This is a genomic window from Sphingomonas sp. PP-F2F-G114-C0414 (assembly GCF_003688595.1).
Classification (GTDB): domain Bacteria; phylum Pseudomonadota; class Alphaproteobacteria; order Sphingomonadales; family Sphingomonadaceae; genus Sphingomonas.
On sequence record NZ_RCWT01000013.1, the window covers coordinates 100,567 to 120,658 of the forward strand.

Annotated in this window: 20 protein-coding genes; 8 read left to right on the forward strand and 12 right to left on the reverse strand. The window is 65.9% G+C overall.

Annotation, left to right across the window (positions count from 1 at the left end):
* Window positions 1-3 precede the first annotated feature (3 nt).
* Window positions 4-726 (forward strand): acetoacetyl-CoA reductase, encoded by a 723-nt coding sequence (gene phbB / locus C8J47_RS15010; protein ID WP_121886355.1) that lies wholly within the window; start codon window positions 4-6, stop codon window positions 724-726.
* Window positions 727-1,136: 410 nt separating this feature from the next.
* Here the strand turns inward: phbB and murA are convergent, their stop codons facing one another.
* Window positions 1,137-2,420 carry a UDP-N-acetylglucosamine 1-carboxyvinyltransferase gene (murA, locus tag C8J47_RS15015; RefSeq protein ID WP_121886356.1) on the reverse strand — a complete coding sequence of 428 codons (1,284 nt, stop codon included), beginning with the start codon at window positions 2,418-2,420 and terminating at the stop codon, window positions 1,137-1,139.
* 250 nt (window positions 2,421-2,670) lie between these two features.
* Between murA and C8J47_RS15020 the strand changes: the two genes are divergently transcribed.
* Window positions 2,671-3,354, forward strand: a complete 684-nt coding sequence (locus C8J47_RS15020) for a Crp/Fnr family transcriptional regulator (protein WP_243645425.1) — start codon at window positions 2,671-2,673, stop codon at window positions 3,352-3,354.
* A 155-nt stretch (window positions 3,355-3,509) separates the two neighbouring features.
* Here C8J47_RS15020 and clpS read toward each other — a convergent pair whose 3' ends face one another.
* From clpS to C8J47_RS15035, 3 genes are all read right to left on the reverse strand, one after another.
* On the reverse strand, window positions 3,510-3,848 hold the full coding sequence (gene clpS, locus C8J47_RS15025) for an ATP-dependent Clp protease adapter ClpS (protein WP_056053421.1): 339 nt from the start codon (window positions 3,846-3,848) through the stop codon (window positions 3,510-3,512).
* Window positions 3,849-4,040: 192 nt separating this feature from the next.
* Entirely contained in the window at window positions 4,041-4,502 is a 462-nt protein-coding gene (locus C8J47_RS15030) for a phasin family protein (RefSeq protein WP_183129129.1), read from the reverse strand.
* 336 nt (window positions 4,503-4,838) lie between these two features.
* Window positions 4,839-6,557: an alpha/beta hydrolase gene (locus tag C8J47_RS15035; protein ID WP_121886359.1), complete on the reverse strand. Its 1,719-nt coding sequence runs from the start codon at window positions 6,555-6,557 to the stop codon at window positions 4,839-4,841.
* Between the two features lie 335 nt (window positions 6,558-6,892).
* Here C8J47_RS15035 and C8J47_RS15040 point away from each other — a divergent pair, with 335 nt between their 5' ends.
* Genes C8J47_RS15040 through C8J47_RS15050 form a run of 3 tightly spaced genes read left to right on the forward strand, consistent with a single transcriptional unit; the run spans window position 6,893 to window position 9,314 of the window.
* Window positions 6,893-8,101 carry an LL-diaminopimelate aminotransferase gene (locus C8J47_RS15040; RefSeq protein WP_121886360.1) on the forward strand — a complete coding sequence of 403 codons (1,209 nt, stop codon included), beginning with the start codon at window positions 6,893-6,895 and terminating at the stop codon, window positions 8,099-8,101.
* Window positions 8,102-8,110: 9 nt separating this feature from the next.
* A complete protein-coding gene (locus C8J47_RS15045; protein ID WP_121886361.1) occupies window positions 8,111-8,887 on the forward strand; it encodes a sulfite exporter TauE/SafE family protein in 777 nt (258 codons plus the stop codon).
* A 1-nt stretch (window position 8,888) separates the two neighbouring features.
* Window positions 8,889-9,314 carry a thioesterase family protein gene (locus C8J47_RS15050; RefSeq protein WP_121886362.1) on the forward strand — a complete coding sequence of 142 codons (426 nt, stop codon included), beginning with the start codon at window positions 8,889-8,891 and terminating at the stop codon, window positions 9,312-9,314.
* An 89-nt stretch (window positions 9,315-9,403) separates the two neighbouring features.
* On the opposite strand, the gene C8J47_RS15055 is transcribed toward C8J47_RS15050, so the two are convergent.
* Window positions 9,404-9,889, reverse strand: a complete 486-nt coding sequence (locus C8J47_RS15055) for a helix-turn-helix domain-containing protein (RefSeq protein WP_121886363.1) — start codon at window positions 9,887-9,889, stop codon at window positions 9,404-9,406.
* A 170-nt stretch (window positions 9,890-10,059) separates the two neighbouring features.
* On the opposite strand from C8J47_RS15055, the gene C8J47_RS15060 reads away from it, so the two are divergent.
* Window positions 10,060-12,165 carry a bifunctional (p)ppGpp synthetase/guanosine-3',5'-bis(diphosphate) 3'-pyrophosphohydrolase gene (locus C8J47_RS15060; protein WP_121886364.1) on the forward strand — a complete coding sequence of 702 codons (2,106 nt, stop codon included), beginning with the start codon at window positions 10,060-10,062 and terminating at the stop codon, window positions 12,163-12,165.
* Between the two features lie 42 nt (window positions 12,166-12,207).
* On the forward strand, window positions 12,208-13,206 hold the full coding sequence (locus C8J47_RS15065; RefSeq protein ID WP_121886365.1) for a glycosyltransferase family 2 protein: 999 nt from the start codon (window positions 12,208-12,210) through the stop codon (window positions 13,204-13,206).
* 319 nt (window positions 13,207-13,525) lie between these two features.
* Here the strand turns inward: C8J47_RS15065 and C8J47_RS15070 are convergent, their stop codons facing one another.
* Both C8J47_RS15070 and C8J47_RS15075 read right to left on the reverse strand, forming a co-directional pair.
* The gene (locus C8J47_RS15070) at window positions 13,526-14,254 is read right to left on the reverse strand and encodes a bifunctional 2-polyprenyl-6-hydroxyphenol methylase/3-demethylubiquinol 3-O-methyltransferase UbiG (RefSeq protein ID WP_121886366.1); all 729 of its coding nucleotides are present in this window, start codon (window positions 14,252-14,254) and stop codon (window positions 13,526-13,528) included.
* A 30-nt stretch (window positions 14,255-14,284) separates the two neighbouring features.
* A complete protein-coding gene (locus C8J47_RS15075; RefSeq protein ID WP_183129130.1) occupies window positions 14,285-14,710 on the reverse strand; it encodes a GtrA family protein in 426 nt (141 codons plus the stop codon).
* 124 nt (window positions 14,711-14,834) lie between these two features.
* On the opposite strand from C8J47_RS15075, the gene C8J47_RS15080 reads away from it, so the two are divergent.
* Window positions 14,835-16,622 carry an AcrB/AcrD/AcrF family protein gene (locus C8J47_RS15080; RefSeq protein ID WP_183129131.1) on the forward strand — a complete coding sequence of 596 codons (1,788 nt, stop codon included), beginning with the start codon at window positions 14,835-14,837 and terminating at the stop codon, window positions 16,620-16,622.
* 93 nt (window positions 16,623-16,715) lie between these two features.
* On the opposite strand, the gene C8J47_RS15085 is transcribed toward C8J47_RS15080, so the two are convergent.
* From C8J47_RS15085 to argB, 5 genes are all read right to left on the reverse strand, one after another.
* Window positions 16,716-17,336 (reverse strand): MarC family protein, encoded by a 621-nt coding sequence (locus C8J47_RS15085; protein WP_121886368.1) that lies wholly within the window; start codon window positions 17,334-17,336, stop codon window positions 16,716-16,718.
* Window positions 17,333-18,223 carry a bifunctional methylenetetrahydrofolate dehydrogenase/methenyltetrahydrofolate cyclohydrolase FolD gene (folD, locus tag C8J47_RS15090; protein WP_121886369.1) on the reverse strand — a complete coding sequence of 297 codons (891 nt, stop codon included), beginning with the start codon at window positions 18,221-18,223 and terminating at the stop codon, window positions 17,333-17,335. Before folD ends, C8J47_RS15085 begins: the two co-directional genes overlap by 4 nt.
* Entirely contained in the window at window positions 18,220-18,531 is a 312-nt protein-coding gene (locus C8J47_RS15095; protein WP_259467586.1) for a DUF167 family protein, read from the reverse strand. Before C8J47_RS15095 ends, folD begins: the two co-directional genes overlap by 4 nt.
* Complete coding sequence (locus C8J47_RS15100; protein WP_060526004.1) at window positions 18,528-18,830, reverse strand: YggT family protein; 303 nt, start codon at window positions 18,828-18,830, stop codon at window positions 18,528-18,530. Before C8J47_RS15100 ends, C8J47_RS15095 begins: the two co-directional genes overlap by 4 nt.
* Before the next feature lie 218 nt (window positions 18,831-19,048).
* Window positions 19,049-19,966: an acetylglutamate kinase gene (argB, locus tag C8J47_RS15105; protein WP_121886370.1), complete on the reverse strand. Its 918-nt coding sequence runs from the start codon at window positions 19,964-19,966 to the stop codon at window positions 19,049-19,051.
* Window positions 19,967-20,092: the final 126 nt, after the last annotated feature.

A 20,092-nucleotide genomic window follows, 5' to 3' on the forward strand; every position in this document is an offset into this window, starting at 1 on the left:
CTGATGGCACGCGTCGCAATTGTAACCGGTGGTACGCGCGGAATCGGCGAAGCGATCAGTCTCGCATTGCAGGACATGGGTCTGACGGTCGCGGCCACCTATGCCGGCAACGACACGCGCGCGAAGGAGTTCACCGAGCGCACGGGCATTGCGGCCTACAAGTGGGACGTCGCCGACTATGATGCGTGCCAGGCGGGCTGTGCGCAGGTCGCCGCCGATCTGGGCGATATCGATATCGTCGTGAACAACGCCGGCATCACCCGCGACGGCACCATCCTGAAGATGACGTACCAGGATTGGAAAGAGGTGATGGACACCAATCTTGGCGGTTGTTTCAACATGGCTAAGGCCGTCTTCCCCGGCATGCGCACACGCAAATGGGGGCGGATCGTCAACATCGGCTCGATCAACGGGCAGGCCGGGCAGTACGGCCAAGTCAACTATGCTGCGGCAAAGTCCGGCATTCACGGGTTCACGAAAGCCTTGGCCCAGGAAGGCGCGCGTGCGGGCGTGACGGTCAACGCGATCGCGCCGGGGTATATCGATACGGACATGGTGGCGGCGGTGCCGGCCGACGTGCTAGAAAAGATCGTCGCGAAGATCCCGGTCGGGCGGCTGGGCCAAGCTACCGAGATCGCGCGGGGGGTGGCGTTCCTGTGCTCGGAGGAGGGCGGGTTCGTTACCGGGTCTACGCTGAGCATCAATGGCGGGCAGCACATGTACTGACGGGCGCAGGCGCGGCAACGTCCGCGCCGATGCCAGCAAGCAAAGCGAAGCGAAGCGGGCGGCGCCCGGCACGGCCGGCGGGTCGGTTAACCGAACCCGTCCGACGGCGGCTTTGCCGGTGGCGCCGATTAGATGTCTACCGGATTACCGAGGACGGTCTTGCTTGATCCTGGGCCCCCGCCTTCGCGGGGGAACTATGACAGGTAGCGCTGCATATACCGAACCCCACAGCGTCCGCGAAGCACAAGAATGCCACCGCAAAATGCCTAGGATCCTACTCCCTCTCCCCTCCGGGGAGAGGGTCGGGGTGAGGGGCTGTACCGGGCGTCGCGCATCGCAACTGCCCCTCACCCAACCCTCTCCCCGAAGGGGAGAGGGCTACCCCCGTTCCACCGACGCCCCAGCCTCAATTACCCGTCGCTGGCCCGCTCGATATCCGCACCCACCGCGCTCAGCTTCTCCTCAAGACGCTCATACCCACGGTCGAGGTGATACACCCGGCCCACAGACGTCTCGCCATCCGCCGCCAACCCCGCCAAGATCAAGCTCATCGAAGCCCGCAGGTCGGTTGCCATAACCTGCGCCCCGACCAGCTTGTCGACGCCGCGAACCATCGCGGTGCGACCGTGGACCTGAATGTCCGCGCCCATCCGTGCCAGTTCGGGCACGTGCATGTAGCGATTTTCGAAGATCGTTTCGGTCAGCATGCTGGCGCCGTCGGCCATGCAAAGCATTGCCATAAATTGGGCCTGCATGTCCGTCGCGAACCCGGGGTACGGCGCGGTCGATAGCGTCAGGGGTTGCAGCTTGCCGCCCGACGCGACGCGGACGCCGTCCTTGGTGGGCGTCACCGACACGCCCGCCTCGACCAGCGCATCGATCGTCGCGCCCATGTCCGGGATCGACACGCCGACCAGTTCCAGGTCGCCGCCGGTGATCGCCGCAGCGCACGCGTAACTGCCCGCCTCGATCCGGTCGGGCATCACCGCATAGGTCGCGCCGTGCAGCCGGTCGCGGCCCTCGATCGTCAGCGTTTCGGTGCCGATCCCGTCGATCGACGCGCCCATCGCGACGAGACAGTTGCACAGGTCGACGATCTCGGGCTCGCGCGCGGCGTTCTCGATCACGCTCGTACCCTTTGCGAGCACCGCCGCCATCACGACGTTCTCGGTCGCGCCGACCGACACGATCGGGAAGCGGAAGCGGCCGCCCGGCAGGCGCCCGCCCGGCGCGATCGCCTTCACATAGCCCGCGGCCATCTCAAGTTCGGCACCGATCGCCTCAAGTGCGCGCAGGTGCAGATCGATCGGCCGGTTACCGATCGCGCAGCCACCCGGCAGCGACACTGTCGCCTCGCCGCCCCGCCCGAGCAACGGCCCGAGCACCAGGATCGACGCGCGCATCTTCCGCACGATGTCGTACGGCGCTTCGGTCGAGGTCAGATTGCCCGCGCGGATCGTCATCACCCGACCGAAATCCTCCGGTCGCGTCCCCTGGATCGCGGTCGACGCGCCTAACTGGTTGAGAAGATGTCCGAACCCGTCGACATCCGCCAGCCGCGGCAGGTTGCGCAGCGTCAGCGGCTCTTCTGTCAGCAGCGCGCACGGCATCAGCGTGAGCGCGGCGTTCTTCGCACCGGAGATGGGCAAGCGCCCGGACAGGCGATTGCCGCCGCGAATGAGAATACGGTCCATCCCGGGTGTCTATCGCGGCTGGCGTTCTGCGCAAGGGCCGCGCATCGATCGGGCGACAGGCGGATACTGCCGGGGGGTCAAGTCCCGCGTTGGGACCGCCCCCTGCTTCCGTAGCGCTAACACCCCCGCTTGATCGACTTTAATGCGCGGAAATCCTAGCTTTGCTCTGTGGTTCTCGAACATTGGGGACCATTACAGAGTGCCGGACAGCTGCTTCGCCGACCGCGTCGGCGATCTCATCGACCTGTCGATGAACGAGAAGGCTGCGTTAGCGCGGTTGGAGGAGCGCCCGCGAGACTTGCGTCGCGGTGCCGTCCTCGTGCGCGAAAATGATCCGCAGGCCGAACTCTTCATCCTGCAGCGCGGCATGGCGATGAGCTATGTGCTGCTCGATGACGGCAGCCGCCAGATTCTGCGCTTCCTCTATGCCGGTGACATGCTGGCGGTCTCGGCGCTGGTGTACCGCGACTCCCCCGAAACGGTGGTCGCGCTGACCGACTGCACGGTGTGTTCGTTCGATCGCTCGGCGATGACCGGGCTCGTCACCGATCACCCGCGCCTGTCGGCGCTGATCATGGTGATGAACCAGATGGAGAAGGTCGCGCTCACCGACCGTCTCGCCGCACTCGGTCGCACCTCGGCCAAGGCGCGGATCGCGGCTTTGCTGCTCGAGATGCGCAACCGACTGCGGATGCGCGACCGCGCGATGGGCGACAGCTTCATGCTCGGCCTGACGCAGGAGGAGATCGGCGACGCCACCGGCCTTACCGCGGTCCACGTCAATCGGATGCTGCGGCAGTTGGAGGAAGACGGCCTGATTCGGCGGGAGACGGGCCGGGTGACGTTGCTCAACGAGGTGCAACTGGCACAAGCCGCGAACTACATCGACCGATTCGACGGGCTGGACCTGCGCTGGTTGCCGCCCGCGCGGTAAGAACGCCCTCTAATCCTCCCCCGCCAGGGGGAGGTGGCTGGCTCTTGCCAGACGGAGGGGGAGGACACGGAACCCAGGTTGGCGCAAGCCTCCCCCTCCGTCACCTTCGGTGCCACCTCCCCCTTGCGGGGGAGGATCAGCTTAGAGTGGGACGCTCACGCCTTCTCGAGCGTGCACTGTAGCGGGTGCTGGTTCTGCTTGGCGAAATCCATCACTTGGCTCACCTTGGTCTCCGCCACCTCGTAGCTGAACGTGCCACACACCCCGACGCCCTTCTGATGGACGTGCAGCATCACACGCGTCGCGGCCTCCATATCCATCCGGAAGAACCGCTGGAGGCACAACACGACGAACTCCATCGGCGTATAATCGTCGTTGAGCATCAGCACACGGTACGGCGTCGGCTGTTTGGTCTTCGCGCGCGTCTTGGTCGCGATGCCCGCGCCGGTGCCGCCATTGCCATCCTCGCCACCATCGTCGCGGCGCTCGGCCATCTGCTCGCCCGTCCGCCGGGGAGTCGTCATTTCAGGGGTCAAAAGCATGCCGTCGAAATATGGCATGCCGGGGGGCAAGAGCAAGGGGGGCACCCGCAAACCTCGCGCGAAATCCGCAACGCAAAAGGGGCGACCGTCGCGTGACGGCCGCCCCTTTCGTGTCGCATCGCCCGAGGGCGGCGCGCTATCGACTTATGCCGAGATCTTCATCTTGTCGGTCGCGACCGCAACGCGGTTAGAGATCGGCTGGGCGAACTCGCCGAACATCTTCAGCAGACGCTCGGTCGAGCGCGAGCCCTCGGCGATCATCGTGTCGAACGCGGTACGCGCGTAATCGCCCTGGAGCTTCATGAACTCGGTCGGCGACTTGGCAGCAGCGAGCGTCTTGGCGGCTTCGGTCGCGCTCTCGAACGAGGTCTTGGCGTACTCGGCAGCCTCGTGGCTGAGCGCCTCGACATTCTTCGCGGCGATCTTCGACGATTCGACCAGCGCCTCGATGTTGCCCTTGCCGAATGCAGTCATGTCCTCGACCATCTTCGCCGACTTCTCCATCGCGCCCTTGGCCTGCTCGCTGAACTCGCTGGTCGTGGTGCCGCTGAACCCGTTGGTGAACAGGGCCTTGGTCTTCTCGGTGATGCTCTGGATCGTGTCCATCGTGGCGTCCTTTGTGTCGCTAGCTGGGATCCCCGTTGGCGCGGTGGCCATAATCGGGGCGGGAGAGTCCGGTTGCGGCGATACAAAAGCAGCCGCGGGAGGTGTGTCGATCGCCGGCGTCTTCGCGACCGGCCTGGGTGCCGGTTGTGCCGGCTTGGCGACGGTCCGAGGAGCCTTCGCGGTGGCGACAGGCTTCGAACCGGCCTTGGCCGTCCGTTTCACGATATCCGCCATCCACGCACCTCTCTTCGGAGTTATGTCGCGGTCCTTCTACACGGTTCGCGGCGGCGCACAATGGATTTGTGCACCGCACCATGACGTTAACGTAAGGCTGTCCTAACGAGCTTTGACGTATTCGCCAGGCGCATCGCCGAGCGCCGCGAGGGCCCCCTTGCCGGGCTGCCTAACCCCTTTGGCTGCCATGGTTTTCGGATCGATAGCGCGGACCCATTCGACCCAGTCCGGCCACCAACTTCCCTTGGTCTCGGTCGCCCCCGCGACGAAGTCGTCGAGCGTCGTATGCGCCGAGGGATTGGTCCAAAACTGATACTTGCCCGCAGTCGGCGGGTTCACGACCCCGGCGATGTGCCCCGATCCTGCCAGCACGAATTTCAACGGTCCCGCGAACAGCTGGGTAAGCTTCCATACGCTTTCCGCCGGCGCGATATGATCCTCGCGCCCCGCCTGGATATAGCTCGGCGTCGTCACCTTGGTCAGGTCGATCGGCGTGCCGTCAATCGTGATCGCGCCCTTCGCCAGCAGATTGTCGCGGTACAGGTCGGTCAAATAGCTCAGATGCCATTTCGCGGGCAGGTTGGTCGTGTCGCCGTTCCAGTGGAGCAGGTCGAACGGCACGTAATCCTGCCCCAGCAGGTAATTCTGCGTGACGTAGTTCCAGATCAGGTCGCGCCCGCGCAACAGGTTGAACGTCGTCGCCATGTAGCGGCCGTCGAGGAACCCCTCGGGCGACAACGACGCGACCATCTTCAACTGCTCGTCGTCGATGAAATGCTGCAGTTCGCCAGCCTGCGCGAAATCGACCTGCGCGGTGAAGAACGTCGCGCTAGCCACCTTCGCGGCCTCCCCCTGCGCCGCCAGCAGCGCCAGCGTCGCAGCCAGCGTCGTCCCAGCCACGCAATAGCCGATCGTATGCACCGCCGGCACCTCGAGCGCGGCACGAACCGTGTCGATCGCCTCGACCTGCGCGGCGATATAATCGTCCCAGACGACGTCCTTCATGCTCGAATCGGCCGACTTCCACGACACCATGAACACGGTGATGCCCTGCTCGACCGCCCAGCGGATGAAGCTCTTCTCCGGCGTCAGGTCGAGGATGTAGAACCGGTTGATCCACGGCGGGAAAATCACGAGCGGCGTCGCCAGCACCTTGTCGGTGGTCGGGCTGTACTGGATCAGTTCGTAGAGCGGTGTGCGTTTCACCACCTTTCCCGGCGTCATCGCCAGGTTGCGGCCAAGCTCGAACGCACCGTCGGGCGTATGCGTCACCTGCCCGCGGGCAAGATCCGCCATCATGTTCTGCAGGCCTTTCAGCAGATTCTCGCCGCGCGTCTCGATCGTCTTCTCGATCACCTGCGGGTTGGTCAGCGCGAAATTGGTCGGGCTCATCGCATCGACGAACCCCTTGGTCGCAAACCGCAGCTGCTCCTTCTGCTTGGGGTCGAGCCCGTCGACCGCCTCGACGCCGCGCAGCATGTGGTCGCCGATCAGCTCGTAACTCTGCCGGATCAGGTCGAACACCGGCTCGCGCCATTGCGGCGCCTTGAAGCGCTTGTCGGTCACCGGCGCGGGTTCGGGCGCCTTGGCGGGATCGAGAAACCGCTGCCACAACGTCAGGCTCTCGGCCCAGAAATCGCGCGCGCGCTCCAGCGTGGCGGGGTCAGTGAAGCCGGGGATCGCCGGGATTCCCTCGGGCTTGGCCTGCATCGCGGCGAGCCCCTGCTCCATCATGATCTGCTGCGCACGCCCCATCACCCACGTCCAATGCTGGAGATCGGGCAGGGTCGGCGTGGAGGCGTCGGGAGGAGTATCGGCCATGGCATCCTCTGCTTTTTCGGGAGCTTAGCCGAGGCAACGGCCCAGCGAAAGCGGGGTGGTCGCTGGCGCAAGGTTCCGTCTCCATACCGCCCCGTCAATCAACACCCAACGTCCAACCACCTCCCCGGCGAAGGCCGGGGTCCAGTTGGGAGACGTTGCTGGTGAACGGTGCGCCACGTTACCGCGACCTCTCCACCTGGGCCCCGGCCTCCGCCGGGGGGGGTGCATTCCATCCAAATCAGAATACCCCAGCTTTCGCCCCCGCGACGAATGAGGCGGATGACGCCCCCGCTCACCTGCGGTACAGCACCCGCTCCTCCAGCTAGAGGCTGATCATGTCCGAAGACTTCTACCGCATCAAACGCTTACCCCCCTATGTCATCGCCGAAGTGAACGCGATGCGGGCGGCGGCGCGCGCGGGCGGGGAGGACATCATCGATCTCGGCATGGGCAATCCCGATTTGCCGCCCCCCGAGCACGTCATCGAGAAGCTCGTCGAAGTCGCGCGCAAACCCAGCGCGCACGGCTATTCGCAGTCGAAGGGCATCCCCGGCTTGCGGAAAGCTCAGGCGAACTATTACGGCCGCCGGTTCGGGGTCGACGTCGATCCCGAGACCGAGGTCGTCGTGACGATGGGCTCGAAGGAAGGCCTTGCGAGTCTCGCCACCGCAATCACCGCGCCTGGCGACGTCGTGCTTGCGCCCAACCCCTCCTATCCGATCCACACCTTCGGTTTCATCATCGCCGGCGCAACGATCCGCGCGGTGCCGACCACGCCGGACGAGGCGTATTTCGAGAGCCTCGAGCGCGCGATGGCGTTCACCGTCCCCGCGCCATCGGTGCTGGTGATGGGCTATCCGTCGAACCCGACCGCCGAAGTCGTCGATCTCGCCTTCTACGAGCGCGTCGTCGAATTCGCCAAGAAGCACAAGCTGTGGGTGATCTCCGATCTCGCCTATTCGGAGCTGTATTTCGACGGCAAGCCGACCCCCTCGATCCTCCAGGTGCCGGGCGCGAAGGACGTCGCGATCGAGTTCACCTCGCTCAGCAAGACCTATTCGATGGCGGGTTGGCGGATGGGCTTCGGGGTCGGCAACAAGACGCTGATCGCGGCGATGACGCGCGTGAAGTCGTACCTCGACTACGGCGCGTTCACGCCGATCCAGGCCGCCGCCTGCGCCGCGCTCAACGGCCCGCAGGACATCGTCGAGCGCAACCGTCAGCTCTATCACAAGCGCCGCGACGTACTGGTCGAGAGCTTCGGTCGCGCCGGCTGGGACATCCCGAGCCCCCGCGCGAGCATGTTCGCGTGGGCACCACTGCCACCCGCGCTCGCGCACTTAGGTAGCCTTGAGTTCACCAAACAATTGCTGACTCACGCGCAGGTCGCCGTTGCCCCAGGGGTCGGCTACGGCGAAAACGGCGAGGGCTATGTGAGGATCGCGATGGTCGAGAACGAACAGCGGCTCCGCCAGGCGGCGCGCAACGTGAAGAAATATCTCCAGTCGATGGGCGTCAACACGCCCGCGCGTGGCGCCGGCTAACCCGCCAGCGTGGATATCAACCTGTTATATTCGGTGGCCGGCGTGCTCGTCGGCCTCATCGTCGGGCTGACGGGTGTCGGCGGCGGGTCGCTGATGACGCCGCTGCTGGTGCTCGTCTTCGGCTTCCACCCAGCCACCGCGGTCGGCACCGACCTGCTCTACGCCTCGGCGACCAAGACGGTCGGCACGACGGTCCACGGCTGGCGCGGTACGGTCGACTGGCAGGTCGTACGCCGGCTCGCGACCGGCAGCGTCCCCGCGGCGATCGCGACGCTGCTCGTGCTCAACCATCTCGGCGAAAAGTCGTCCGACACCGGCCACGCGATCACGGTCGTGCTCGGCGTGACGCTGATCCTGTCGGCGGTCGCGACGTTCTTCCGCGGCAAGATCGTCGCGTGGCTGACGCCGCGCATCGGCACGGTCGGCGGCGAGCGCCAGGCAATGCTGACGATACTGCTCGGCGCGGTGCTCGGCGTGCTGGTGTCGCTGACCTCGGTCGGCGCCGGCGCGCTGGGCATGACTGCGCTGTTGATCCTCTACCCGACGTTGCCGATCAACCGGCTGGTCGGGTCGGACATCGCCCACGCGGTGCCGCTGACGCTGCTCGGCGGGATCGGCCACTGGATCCTCGGCTCGGTCGACGTCGATCTGCTCGTGTCGCTGCTGATCGGCTCGATCCCTGGCATCATCGTCGGCAGCCTGATCGCGACGCGCGTCTCGGACCGCGTCTTGGTTCCCGTGCTCGCGACCGTGCTGGCGCTGGTCGGCGTGAAGCTCATCTTCTGACATGCGGCCGGGCTTCGCTTTCTCGACACGGTTCCGCGTGCGCTATGCCGAGATCGACGGCCAGCGCATCGTCTTCAACTCGCGCTATCTCGAATATGCCGACGTCGCGGTCACCGAGTTCTGGGAATGGACCGGGATCGCGGAGGCTCTGCCGGACGTCTGGCCGACCACCGAGTTCAACGTGCGGCGGACGGAAATCGACTACCTAAAGCCGTTCCGCCTAGGCGATACGATCGAGGCGTTCGTGCGGGTCGAGAAGCTTGGGACGACCAGCCTGACAAAGCGGTTCGAGCTCGCGCATGCGGAGACCGGGGAATTGCACACCGTCATCACCATGGTTAGCGTGCATGTCGATCTGGAGACCGGCCGCCCAGTCCCGCTGCCGGACGTGATCCGCACGGTGCTGGAAGCGCTACCGACCCAATAACACGAAGAAAGCATGTTCCCCCGCGAAGGCGGGGGTCCAGACTGGGCTCCCGCCTTCGCGGGAGAACAAAGAAGAGAGGGAGAAGGCAGTTACTCCGCCGCCTCGGCCTCAGCCTCGACCCCATCCCCTGCAACTTCCCCCGGAAGCGCCCAGATCAGGTCGCCCTTCCCCAGCACGCGCCCGTCATGCGACCGCACCGACACCGGCTGCAACGGCCGCCGATCACGCGCGTCGACCAGGATCGGGAACGCCGGCACGCACGTCTCCCACCGCTCGCCCCATTGCCGCAGCGCGATCATCGTCGGCAGCAACGCGAAACCCTTGTCGGTCAGACCGTAGGCGATCTTGCGCCGATCCTCCGGGATAGGTTGCCGCTCCAGGATCCCGTGCTCGACCAGCCGCGCCAGCCGGTTCGCGAGGATATTGCGCGCAATCCCCAGTTCCGACTGGAACTCCTCGAAATGGTGCAGGCCATTGAACGACGCGCGCAGGATCAGGAACGACCAGCGCTCGCCCATCGCCTCCAGCGCGGCGGGCAGGCTGCATTCCAGCAATGGTTCGCGCAGTTTGCCCATCACGTCATCCTCATCCGTCGGCGAGCGTACCGCATAACCCGCCGAAGCGAAACGGCCCGCTTATCCTGCGTTATGCGCCCCCGCCCGCTAACGACTGACGCAGCCACTAGATCACAGTGATGCGACGCTTTTTGTTGCCAAAAGTCCTCGCCCGGCCCCATCTATGGCGCGTGCTGCGCCAATATGAACTGGTCGATCGCGTCCTCGACTACGATCCCGACGCCGACGAGGCGATGCTGAACCGCGCCTATGTCTTCTCGATGCAGGCACATGGGAGCCAGAAGCGCGCGTCCGGCGATCCGTATTTCAGCCATCCGATCGAGGTGGCAGGAATCCTCACCGATCTGCACCTAGACGCGGAGACGATCGCCACCGCGATCCTCCACGACACGATCGAGGATACGGTCGCCACGCCCGAGGAGATCGAGCGGCTGTTCGGCGCCTCCGTCGCGCGGCTGGTCGATGGCGTGACCAAGCTCAGCAAGATCGAGGCGCAGACCGAGAACGAGCGCGCCGCGGAGAACCTGCGGAAATTCCTGCTTGCGATGTCCGACGACATCCGCGTGCTGCTGGTCAAGCTCGCCGACCGCCTCCACAACATGCGGACGCTGCATCACATCTCGAAGCCCGAGAAGCGCCGTCGCATCGCCAAGGAGACGATGGACATCTACGCGCCGCTCGCCGAGCGGATCGGCATGTACGAGTTCATGCGCGAGATGCAGTCGCTGGCGTTCGAACAGCTCGAGCCCGAAGCCTCCGAATCGATCAACCGCCGCCTCGAACAGCTCAAGCAGGGCGATGGCGACCGCATCGCCAAGATCGCCTCAGGCCTGAAACTGGTGCTGTCGCGCGCCGGGGTCGAGGCAGAGATTTCGGGACGCGAAAAGCATCCCTATTCGATCTTCCGAAAGATGTCCGAGCGACACATCAGCTTCGAGCAGTTGTCCGACGTGATGGCGTTCCGCGCGATCGTGCCGACCGAGGAGGATTGTTACCGCGTGCTCGGGATCATCCACCAGCGCTGGCCGATGGTGCCGGGCCGGTTCAAGGATTACATCTCGACGCCCAAGCGCAACGGCTATCGCTCGCTGCACACGTCGGTGATCCACGCCGACAGCGCGCGGATCGAGATCCAGATCCGTACCGCCGACATGCATGCACAGGCCGAGTTCGGGCTGGCGGCGCACTGGGCGTACAAGCAGCAGATCAACGGCAGCGACCGCCAGGTCAGCTGGATCCGCGATCTCGTCGAGATTCTCGATACCGCCGAGAGCCCGGAAGAGCTGCTCGAACACACGCGGATGGCGATGTATACCGATCGCATCTTCGCGTTCACGCCGAAGGGCGAGCTGATCCAGCTGCCCAAGGGCGCCACCTCGATCGACTTCGCGTACGCGGTGCACACCGATCTCGGCGACCAGGCGGTCGGCGCGAAGGTCAACGGCCGCGTCGTGCCGCTGTCGACGGTGATCGAGAATGGCGACCAGGTTCAGATCCTGCGCTCGAAGGGCCAATCGCCGCAGCCGCAATGGCTCAACGTCGCGACCACCGGCAAGGCGCTCGCCGCGATCCGCCGGCACCTGCGTCAGAAGGAGCGCGTCGAGCAGATCGCGCTCGGCCAGACCTTGTACGACGACATCGTCACCAGACTCCCCGCGCAGATCGGCACCGATGCGCTGAGCCACGCGCTGAAGCGGCTGAAGCTGCCCGACGATTCATCGCTGATGGTCGCGATCGCCCGGCGCACCTTGTCCGATGCGGCCGTAATGGAAGCGCTGATGCCCGGCTCCGCCGGTGCCGACGTGACGCACGCGCTGGCGCCGCAATCGAGCGCGATCTCGATCAAGGGGCTTACCCCCGGCGTCGCCTACGACCTGGCGACATGCTGCCACCCCGTGCCGGGCGACCGCATCGTCGGGTTGCGCCGGCCCGATGCCGGGATCGAGGTCCACGCGATCGACTGCAAGGTCCTCGCCGAACTCGCCGAGCGATCGGAAAACGAGACCGACTGGGTCGACGTGGCCTGGGGCGACGAGACCGAGGGCGCCGTCGCACGCATATCGGTGATGGTGAAGAACGAGCCGGGCTCGCTCGGCATCGTCTCGACGATCATCGGCGGGCATAAGGCGAACATCATCAACCTGCGGCTCGATACGCGCGACAAGAGCTTCCACACCAACGAGATCGACGTCGAGGTGCACGACGTGCAGCAGTTGATGCGGTTGATGGCCGGGCTGCGGGCGGCGGATGCGGTGCATACGGTGGAGCGGGTGTAGGATTTGTTGCGCACTACACATGGCGACCGCTAGACGGGCCGGATGAACCGCCCGTCTCTTTCGATTGTCGTCCCCTGCTATAACGAGGCTGCGTGCCTCGACATCCTGCACGCGCGTATTTCCGGTGCGGCGAAGGTCGCGGTTGGCGACGATTACGAGATCGTCCTGATCAACGACGGCTCGCGCGACGACAGCTGGCCGGTGATGCAGCGCCTCGCCGCCGCCGATCCGCGGCTGGTCGCGATCAACCTCTCGCGCAACCACGGCCACCAGCTCGCCCTGACCGCCGGACTCGACCTGTGCGCAGGCGAGCAGATCCTGATCATCGACGCCGATCTCCAGGACCCCCCCGAACTCCTGTCCGACATGCGCGCGGCGATGGCGGCAAGCCAGGCCGACGTCGTCTATGCCGTTCGCCGCCAGCGCGCCGGCGAAACGGTGTTCAAGAAAGCCACCGCCGCCGCCTTCTACCGTCTACTGACCCGGATGACCGAGACGCCGATCCCGCTCGACACCGGCGACTTCCGCCTGATGAGCCGGCGCGCGCTGGATGCATTCCTGTCGATGCCGGAGCAGGCGCGCTTCATCCGCGGCATGGTCGCCTGGATTGGCTTCAAGCAGGTCCCCTTCCCCTACGACCGCGCCGAGCGGCTCGCGGGCGAGACGAACTATCCGCTGGCGAAGATGATCCGCCTCGCGTTTGACGCCGTTACCGGCTTTTCGACTGCACCGTTGCGGTTCGCGAGCCATGCCGGGCTGGCGCTGACCGGCGTGTCGCTTTTGCTATTCGTCTATATCGCGATTGGTTGGCTGTCGGGCAGTGCGGTGCAGGGCTGGACCTCGACGATGCTAGTGACCGTGTTCCTCGGCGCGGTGCAGATGTTCGTGTTGGGAATGATCGGCGAGTATCTCGGACGACTGTACGTCGAGTCCAAGCGCCGGCCGCTGTATATCGTCGCGGACGTGGCGGGGCCGATCCAGGGGAAGGCGACCTTGGGGTTTCGTGCGGAACCGGTGGACGTGGTGCTGTTGCCTGAATAACCGTTCCCTCGCGAACGCGGGGGTCCAGGGGCCCAGAACGCTACCTCCCGATCACACCATTTAGCGATTGCACCACCCCGGCGAAGGCCGGGGCCCAGTTGGCAAGGTCGCAGTGACGAAGCGCGCCCGAAGTTAGCAACGTCCCCCAACTGGGCCCCGGCCTCCGCCGGGGTGGTGGTGGAAATGCATCGCAGCCTCCACTTTCCGTTCGTGCTGAGCGAAGTCGAAGCACTTGCGCGCGGGGCATGTCCTTCGACTTCGCTCAGGACGAACGGGTCAGGGGCGGCGGTAACGATCCGGCGCAAGATGTGCGATAAGTTTACCGCGGCACCGCCAGCGTCACGATCGAGACGCCCGGGGTCATCGGCAGGCGACCGACCATGTGGCGTTCCAGGCGGAAGATCTTCTCGAACAGCGCGTTTACCAGCTTGGGTGGCGGGGAATCGTCGCTGTCGTCGCGACCCGAAAGGCGTCCGGCGATCCGCGCCGCGGCCGCTAGCGGGAAGAGCAGCGAGTTGAAATAGCCGAGCTTTTCGGGCTTCAGGCCCGCCGTCTCGATCGCTGTCTTGAGCGTGGCCTTCGAATAGCGGCGGTGGTGGTGGTTCACGGTGTCGTGTGCGCTCCACATCCACTGGTGCGCCGGCACCGCGATCAGGATCTTGCCGCCGGGCGCGAGGCAATCCGCCATCGCCTTCAGCGCGGCGACGTCGTCCTCGATATGTTCGACCACGTCGAGCACCGCGATCAGGTCGTAGTGCGCGCGGGGTACGCCGGGGAGTTCGGGCAAGGGGGCCGCGCCGACCGGTTTGCCGAGGCGTTCGCTGGCGATCTCGCGCGCGGCCGGATCGATCTCGATCGCGTCGATGCTGCCGAACGCGGCGAGCATCGGCAAATTGTGGCCGGTGCCGCAGCCGATCTCGAGGATCTTCGCATCCTTCGGCAACGCGCCGTAGCGGGTCAGGTAATCGGCGAGGATGTCGCGGCGTGCGCGGTACCACCAGTGGGTGGAGTCGTGGGCGGCCATCCGGTCGTAGACGATGCGATCCATTAAGTGTCGGCCCTGAGATTGAATTTCATGTCAGTTGAAAACCCAAAGACGGTTGAGCACGAAGCTCAGGATCGCGGCAAGAAGCACGGCGGGAACCAGCGGGATCCACGGGTGCAGATGAAGCAGCGCGGTGCCAATCCACGTGATGGCCGCATTGAGACTCAGCCCGGCGGCCTGAACGATCACGAACTTAAAATGCCGCCCGGCGCCCGGCTCCTTGGCGTGCCCCTTGAAGCTCCAGCGGCTGTGCAGGAAGAATCCGACCACGACGGCGACCACGAAGGCGAACGGTACCGCCGCCACCGCCTGGCGTGGCGGAAAGACATACGCGGTCAGCGGCAGGTAGACGAGCGAATACACGACGCTGGAAATCCCGCCGGCGATTCCGAAGCGCACGAGCTGGCCGAGCACGCCGCTCGCCCGCATCTGCTCCATCTGTCGCCAAATCGCCTGCATGCCCGCCTTGTTCTTTACCCTCCGGCGATCGCGCCGGTGCCTTGTTCTTTACGGACACCGCGATAGAGCGACGCTTGAGATACGCCCGCGCATCTAGAGTGCGTGCGGGCTGGAGGAAAGCGTTTTGGATCAGGCACCACTTCAGCGGCGGACGTTGCTGGACGAACTCGATCGGCATTGGATCGCGTTGACGCTGCTCGCCTGGGTGGCGGTGGCGGCGTGGTCGATGTTCGATCGCTGGGGCCAGATCCGCTGGCTGTCGCTCGGCGATACCGACGACAACATGCGGCTGATGCAGGTCCGTGCGCTGCTGGACGGCCAGGGCTGGTACGATCTGCGCAACTACCGGATGAACCCGCCGGTCGGGTTCGACATCCACTGGAGCCGGATCGTCGACCTGCCGATCGCTGGGCTGATCCTGTTCTTCCGCCTGTTCACCAGCAACAGCTGGGCGGAGCGGCTGGCGTGCGGGATCGCACCGTTGCTGCCGCTGTCGATCGCGATGCTGGGCATCGGCGCAACCGTGCGGCGGCTGATCAGCTCGTATGCGTGGCCCCTCGCGGTCGTGATCATGGTCGGCGCGACGGGCACGATGCTGATGTTCATGCCCGAGCGGATCGATCATCACGGCTGGCAGCTGGCCATGCTGAGCCTGACGGTTGCCGGGCTGTGCGATACGAACGGGCGGCGCGGTGGCGCGATGGTCGGGATCGCAAGCGCGGTGTCGCTGTCGATCGGGCTCGAGCTGTTGCCGTATGCAGCTATGGCGGGGGCGATCATCGCGCTTCGCTGGGTGTGGGATCGGTCGGAGGCCGAGCGGCTGTCGATCTATGCGCTGACGCTCGGCGGCGGCAGCACGCTGGGGTTCGCACTGTTCGCGTCGAACGCCAACCAGGCGATGCGCTGCGACGCGCTGACGCCGGTGTGGTTGAGCGTGATGATTGCGGCGGGGATGCTGCTGTTTTTGCTCGCGCGGTTCGGTCCGTCGTCGCGGGGGGCTCGGCTGGCACTGGCGGTGGTCGCGGGTGCGGCGATCGTTGCGGGCTTTGCGCTCGTGTTTCCGCAGTGCCTCGGGCGGCCCGAGGGGATCTCGCCCGAGCTGCAACGCAACTGGCTGGACAATGTCCGCGAGGCCAAGCCGATCTACAAGCATAGTTTCCGGGTCGGGTTCGCGCTGGCGACGCTGCCGATCATCGGGCTGATCGGGGCGATCCTTGCCGCCTGGCGTGCGCGTCGCGACGACCGAGCCGTGGGCTGGGCGGCGGTGGCGCTGTTCACGGCGTTCGCGTGCGCGATGCTGTTGTGGCAGGTCCGTGCCGGACCGGCGGCGCAGTTGCTGGCGATTCCGGGGGCGACCGCGCTCGGGTGGCTGATCCTGCCGCGGCTGCTCGGCAACCGGTCGGTGGCGGTGCGCGTGCTGGGGACGGTCGGTGCGTTCCTGATCGTGTCGGGGCTGTTTGCCGGGATGGTGATCCAGTATTTTCCGATCGATCGGCCGAAGCCGTATGAGAAGCGCGTCAACATGGCGACGGGCAACTGCCTGCGGACGACCGTGCTGCTCGCGCTGAACACATACCCTGCGCAGACCGTGTTCACCTTCGTCGACATGGGGCCGCGGCTGATCACGATCACGCACCACGATGCGGTGGCGGGGCCGTACCACCGCAACGGCGATGCGATCCTCGACGTGCAGCATGCGTTCGGCGGCACGCCGGACCAGGCGCATGCGATCATCAAGCGGCATGGCGCGACGATGCTGCTGCTGTGCCCGAATGCGGCGGAGTCGACGAACTACAAGGCGCGCAGTCCGAAGGGGTTCTATGCGCAGATGGCGAATAACGAGGTGCCGGCGTGGCTGACGCCGCTCCCGCTGCCGGCGAAGTCGCCGTTGCGGTTGTTCAAGGTGGACTGACCTCCCGTCACCCTGACGAAAGTCAGGATCCAGAGCCATTGGCGATACCGCTCTTGGCTCTGGATCCTGGGTCGAGCCCAGGATGACGTGGAGTTAGCGCAGCACCTCGGTCAGGCCGTCGATCACGAACTGAACCGCCAGCGCGGCCAGCAGCACGCCGAGCAACCGCGTGATCACCGCCTCGATCTTCGCGCCGAGGATCCGCATGATCGGGCCGGCCGCCAGCAGCGCGACCAAAGTCAGCAGCAGGATCGTCACCATCGCGCCGAGCACCACGGCCGAGCGTTCGAGCCCGCTGTTGCGGCTCATCAACAGCATCACCGACGCGATCGAGCCGGGGCCAGCGATCATCGGCATCGCCATCGGGAAGATCGAGACGTCCTCGACCTCGGGATCGCTCGCGACCTTGGCGGCACGATCCTCGCGGCGTTCGGTGCGCTTTTCGAACACCATTTCCAGCGCGATCAGGAACAGCATGATGCCGCCGGCGATGCGGAAGCTGGCGAGGCTGATGCCGAGACCTTTCAGCAACGCCTCGCCGAACAGCGCGAACACGAACAGGATCGCCGCCGCCACGCCGACCGCGCGCAACGCCATCGCGCGCTTCTGCACGGTCGAGGCACCGGCCGACAGCCCGGCATAGATCGGTGCGCAGCCGGGGGGATCAATGACCACGAAGAACGTGATCAGCGACGAGATGTAGAGTTCGATCACAGGCCCGTCCGATCCAGTGCGGCCTCGTCGATGGCGACGCCTTCGCGACGACCCGCCGAGACCAGCGTGTTGCGGAGCAGGCAGGCGATCGTCATCGGCCCGACACCGCCCGGCACCGGCGTGATCGCCCCCGCAACCTCGAATGCGCTGGCGAAATCGACGTCGCCGACGAGGCCGGCATCGGTGCGGTTGATGCCGACGTCGATGACGGTCGCGCCGGGCTTCAGCCAGTCGCCCTTGATCATCTGCGGGATACCGACCGCCGCGACGACGATGTCCGCGCGGCGGATATGCGCGGGGACGTCCTGCGTGCGGCTATGGACGACGGTGACGGTGCAGCTTTCGCGGAGGAGCAACTGCGCCATCGGCTTACCGACGATGTTCGAGCGACCGACGACGACCGCTTCGAGCCCGCTCAAGCTCGGCAGCACGCTCTTCAGCAGCATGACGCAGCCGAACGGCGTGCAGGGGACGAAGCCAGACAGCCCGGTTGCGAGACGGCCGGCGTTGATCGGGTGGAAGCCGTCGACGTCCTTGTCGGGGTCGATCGCGGAGATGACCGCCTGCTCGTCGATGTGCTTCGGCAAGGGCAGTTGGACGAGGATTCCGTCGATCGTCGGATCGGAGTTCAGCGTCGCGACCAGGGCGAGCAGGTGTTCGGCGGGGACGTCGGCGGGGAGGCGGTGCTCGATGCTTTCCATCCCGGCTTCGCGCGTCGCCCTGCCCTTCGATCGGACGTAGACGTTGGAGGCGGGGTCCTCGCCGACCAGCACGACGGCAAGCCCGGGCGCGCGGCCCGCCTTTGCCCGAAAGGCAGTGACGCCGTCTGCGATACGGGCCCGGAGGCCGGCGGCGAAGGCCTTGCCGTCGATGATGGTCGCGCTCATGCCCGCGGCCCATAGAGCGCGGACGCGATTTCCGCCAGTACGGTGGAGTCGCCGGCGATGTGCAGGCGCTTCAGGCGGGCGGTTTCGCCGGAGACGATGGTGACGGCACGCTTGGGGACGCCGAAGGTCTTGGCGACGAGGGCGATTAGCCCGGCGTTCGCGGCGCCATCGACGGGCGCCGCTGCCAGTCGCGCGGCGAAATGCTCGGGCGTCCCGGCGGCGAGTGCATCGCGACCGCCACGCGGCGTTACCCGGACGGCGATCGCCAGACCGTCATCGACCGCGCGCCAGGCTGTCGGCCCGATCAATAGGCTGCGACGAGGTAGTTCTGCGCGATGTTCGGGATGACGATGTTGGTCAGGATGTAGAGGATCAGCAGCACGACCAGCGGCGACAGGTCGAGCGCTCCGAAATCGGGGAGCACGCGGCGGATCGGGCGATAGAGCGGCTCGGTGATCTTCTGCAGCGCGTTCCAGACCGTGCGGACGAAATCGCTGTGCGTGTTGATGACGTTGAACGCGATCAGCCACGACAGCACCGCCTGGATGACGATGACCCACCAGACGAGGTTGAGCAGCAACTGGACGATCTGAAGAAGGGCGATCAAGGCAAGGGTCTCCGCTGGTGTGGTCCGGATATAAGGTGGCCGAGGGAGAACTAGAAGGCCTGTGGTGTCCCTGGCCTGCGCCCGGTGATGCGAGCCGCGCCGGACGTCCCCCCAACCCCCGTCATCCTGGGCTTGACCCAGGATCCAGAGTCACGAAGGCTACCGTGTGTGGCCCTGGATCCTGACTTTCGTCAGGATGACGGGAAAGAGGTGCCCTCCTACCGCGAGCGCCCGTTCGCGCTGACCAGCGTGCCTGCACCCTGCTTGGTGAAGATCTCCAGCAGCATCGCGTGGGGCACGCGGCCGTCGATGATGACCGCGGCGTCGACGCCCGATTCGACCGCTGCGACGCAGGTGTCGAGCTTCGGGATCATGCCACCGGTCACCGTGCCGTCGGCGCGCAGTTCGGCGATCCGCGCGGGATCGAGGTCGGTGAGCAGTTCGCCGTCCTTGTCGAGCACGCCGACGATGTCGGTCAGCAGGAAGAAGCGCGCGGCGCCCATCGCGGCGGCGATCGCGCCCGCCATCGTGTCGGCGTTGATGTTGTAGGTGTGGCCGTCGGCACCGATGCCGATCGGCGCGATCACCGGGATGATGTCGGCGGCGATCAGCGTGTCGAGGATCGTCCGGTCGACCGCGATCGGCTCGCCGACGAAGCCCAGGTCGACGTGGCGCTCGATCCCCTGGAGCTTGTCGGGCTCGCGGCCGTGGCCGACTTTCTGCGCGAGGACGAGGCCTGCGTCCTTGCCCGATATGCCGACCGCACGGCCGCCCGCCTGGCCGATCCAGCCGACGATTTCCTTGTTGATCGAGCCCGCCAGGACCATTTCGGCGATCTGCGCGGTCTCCGCATCGGTGACGCGCAGGCCGTCGACGAAGCGCGATTCGACGCCGAGCCGCTTCAACATCGCGCCGATCTGCGGCCCGCCGCCGTGGACGACGACCGGGTTGATGCCGACCGCCTTCAACAGCACCATGTCCTCGGCGAAATCGCGCTGCAGTTCGGGGTCGCCCATCGCGTGGCCGCCGTATTTCACGACGAACGTCTTGCCGGCATAACGCTGCAGATACGGCAGCGCCTCGGTGAGCGTTTCCGCCTTGGCGAGCAGGGCGGGATCGGGCGCGTGATCAGTCATCCGCGTCCCTTAGCCAGTGCGAGAGGCCAGCGAAAGCATCGCCGCGCATCACCAAGTCCGTCATCCTGACGAAAGTCAGGACCCAGGATCACAAACGGCGTCTCTGGTGGCTCTGGGTCCTGACTT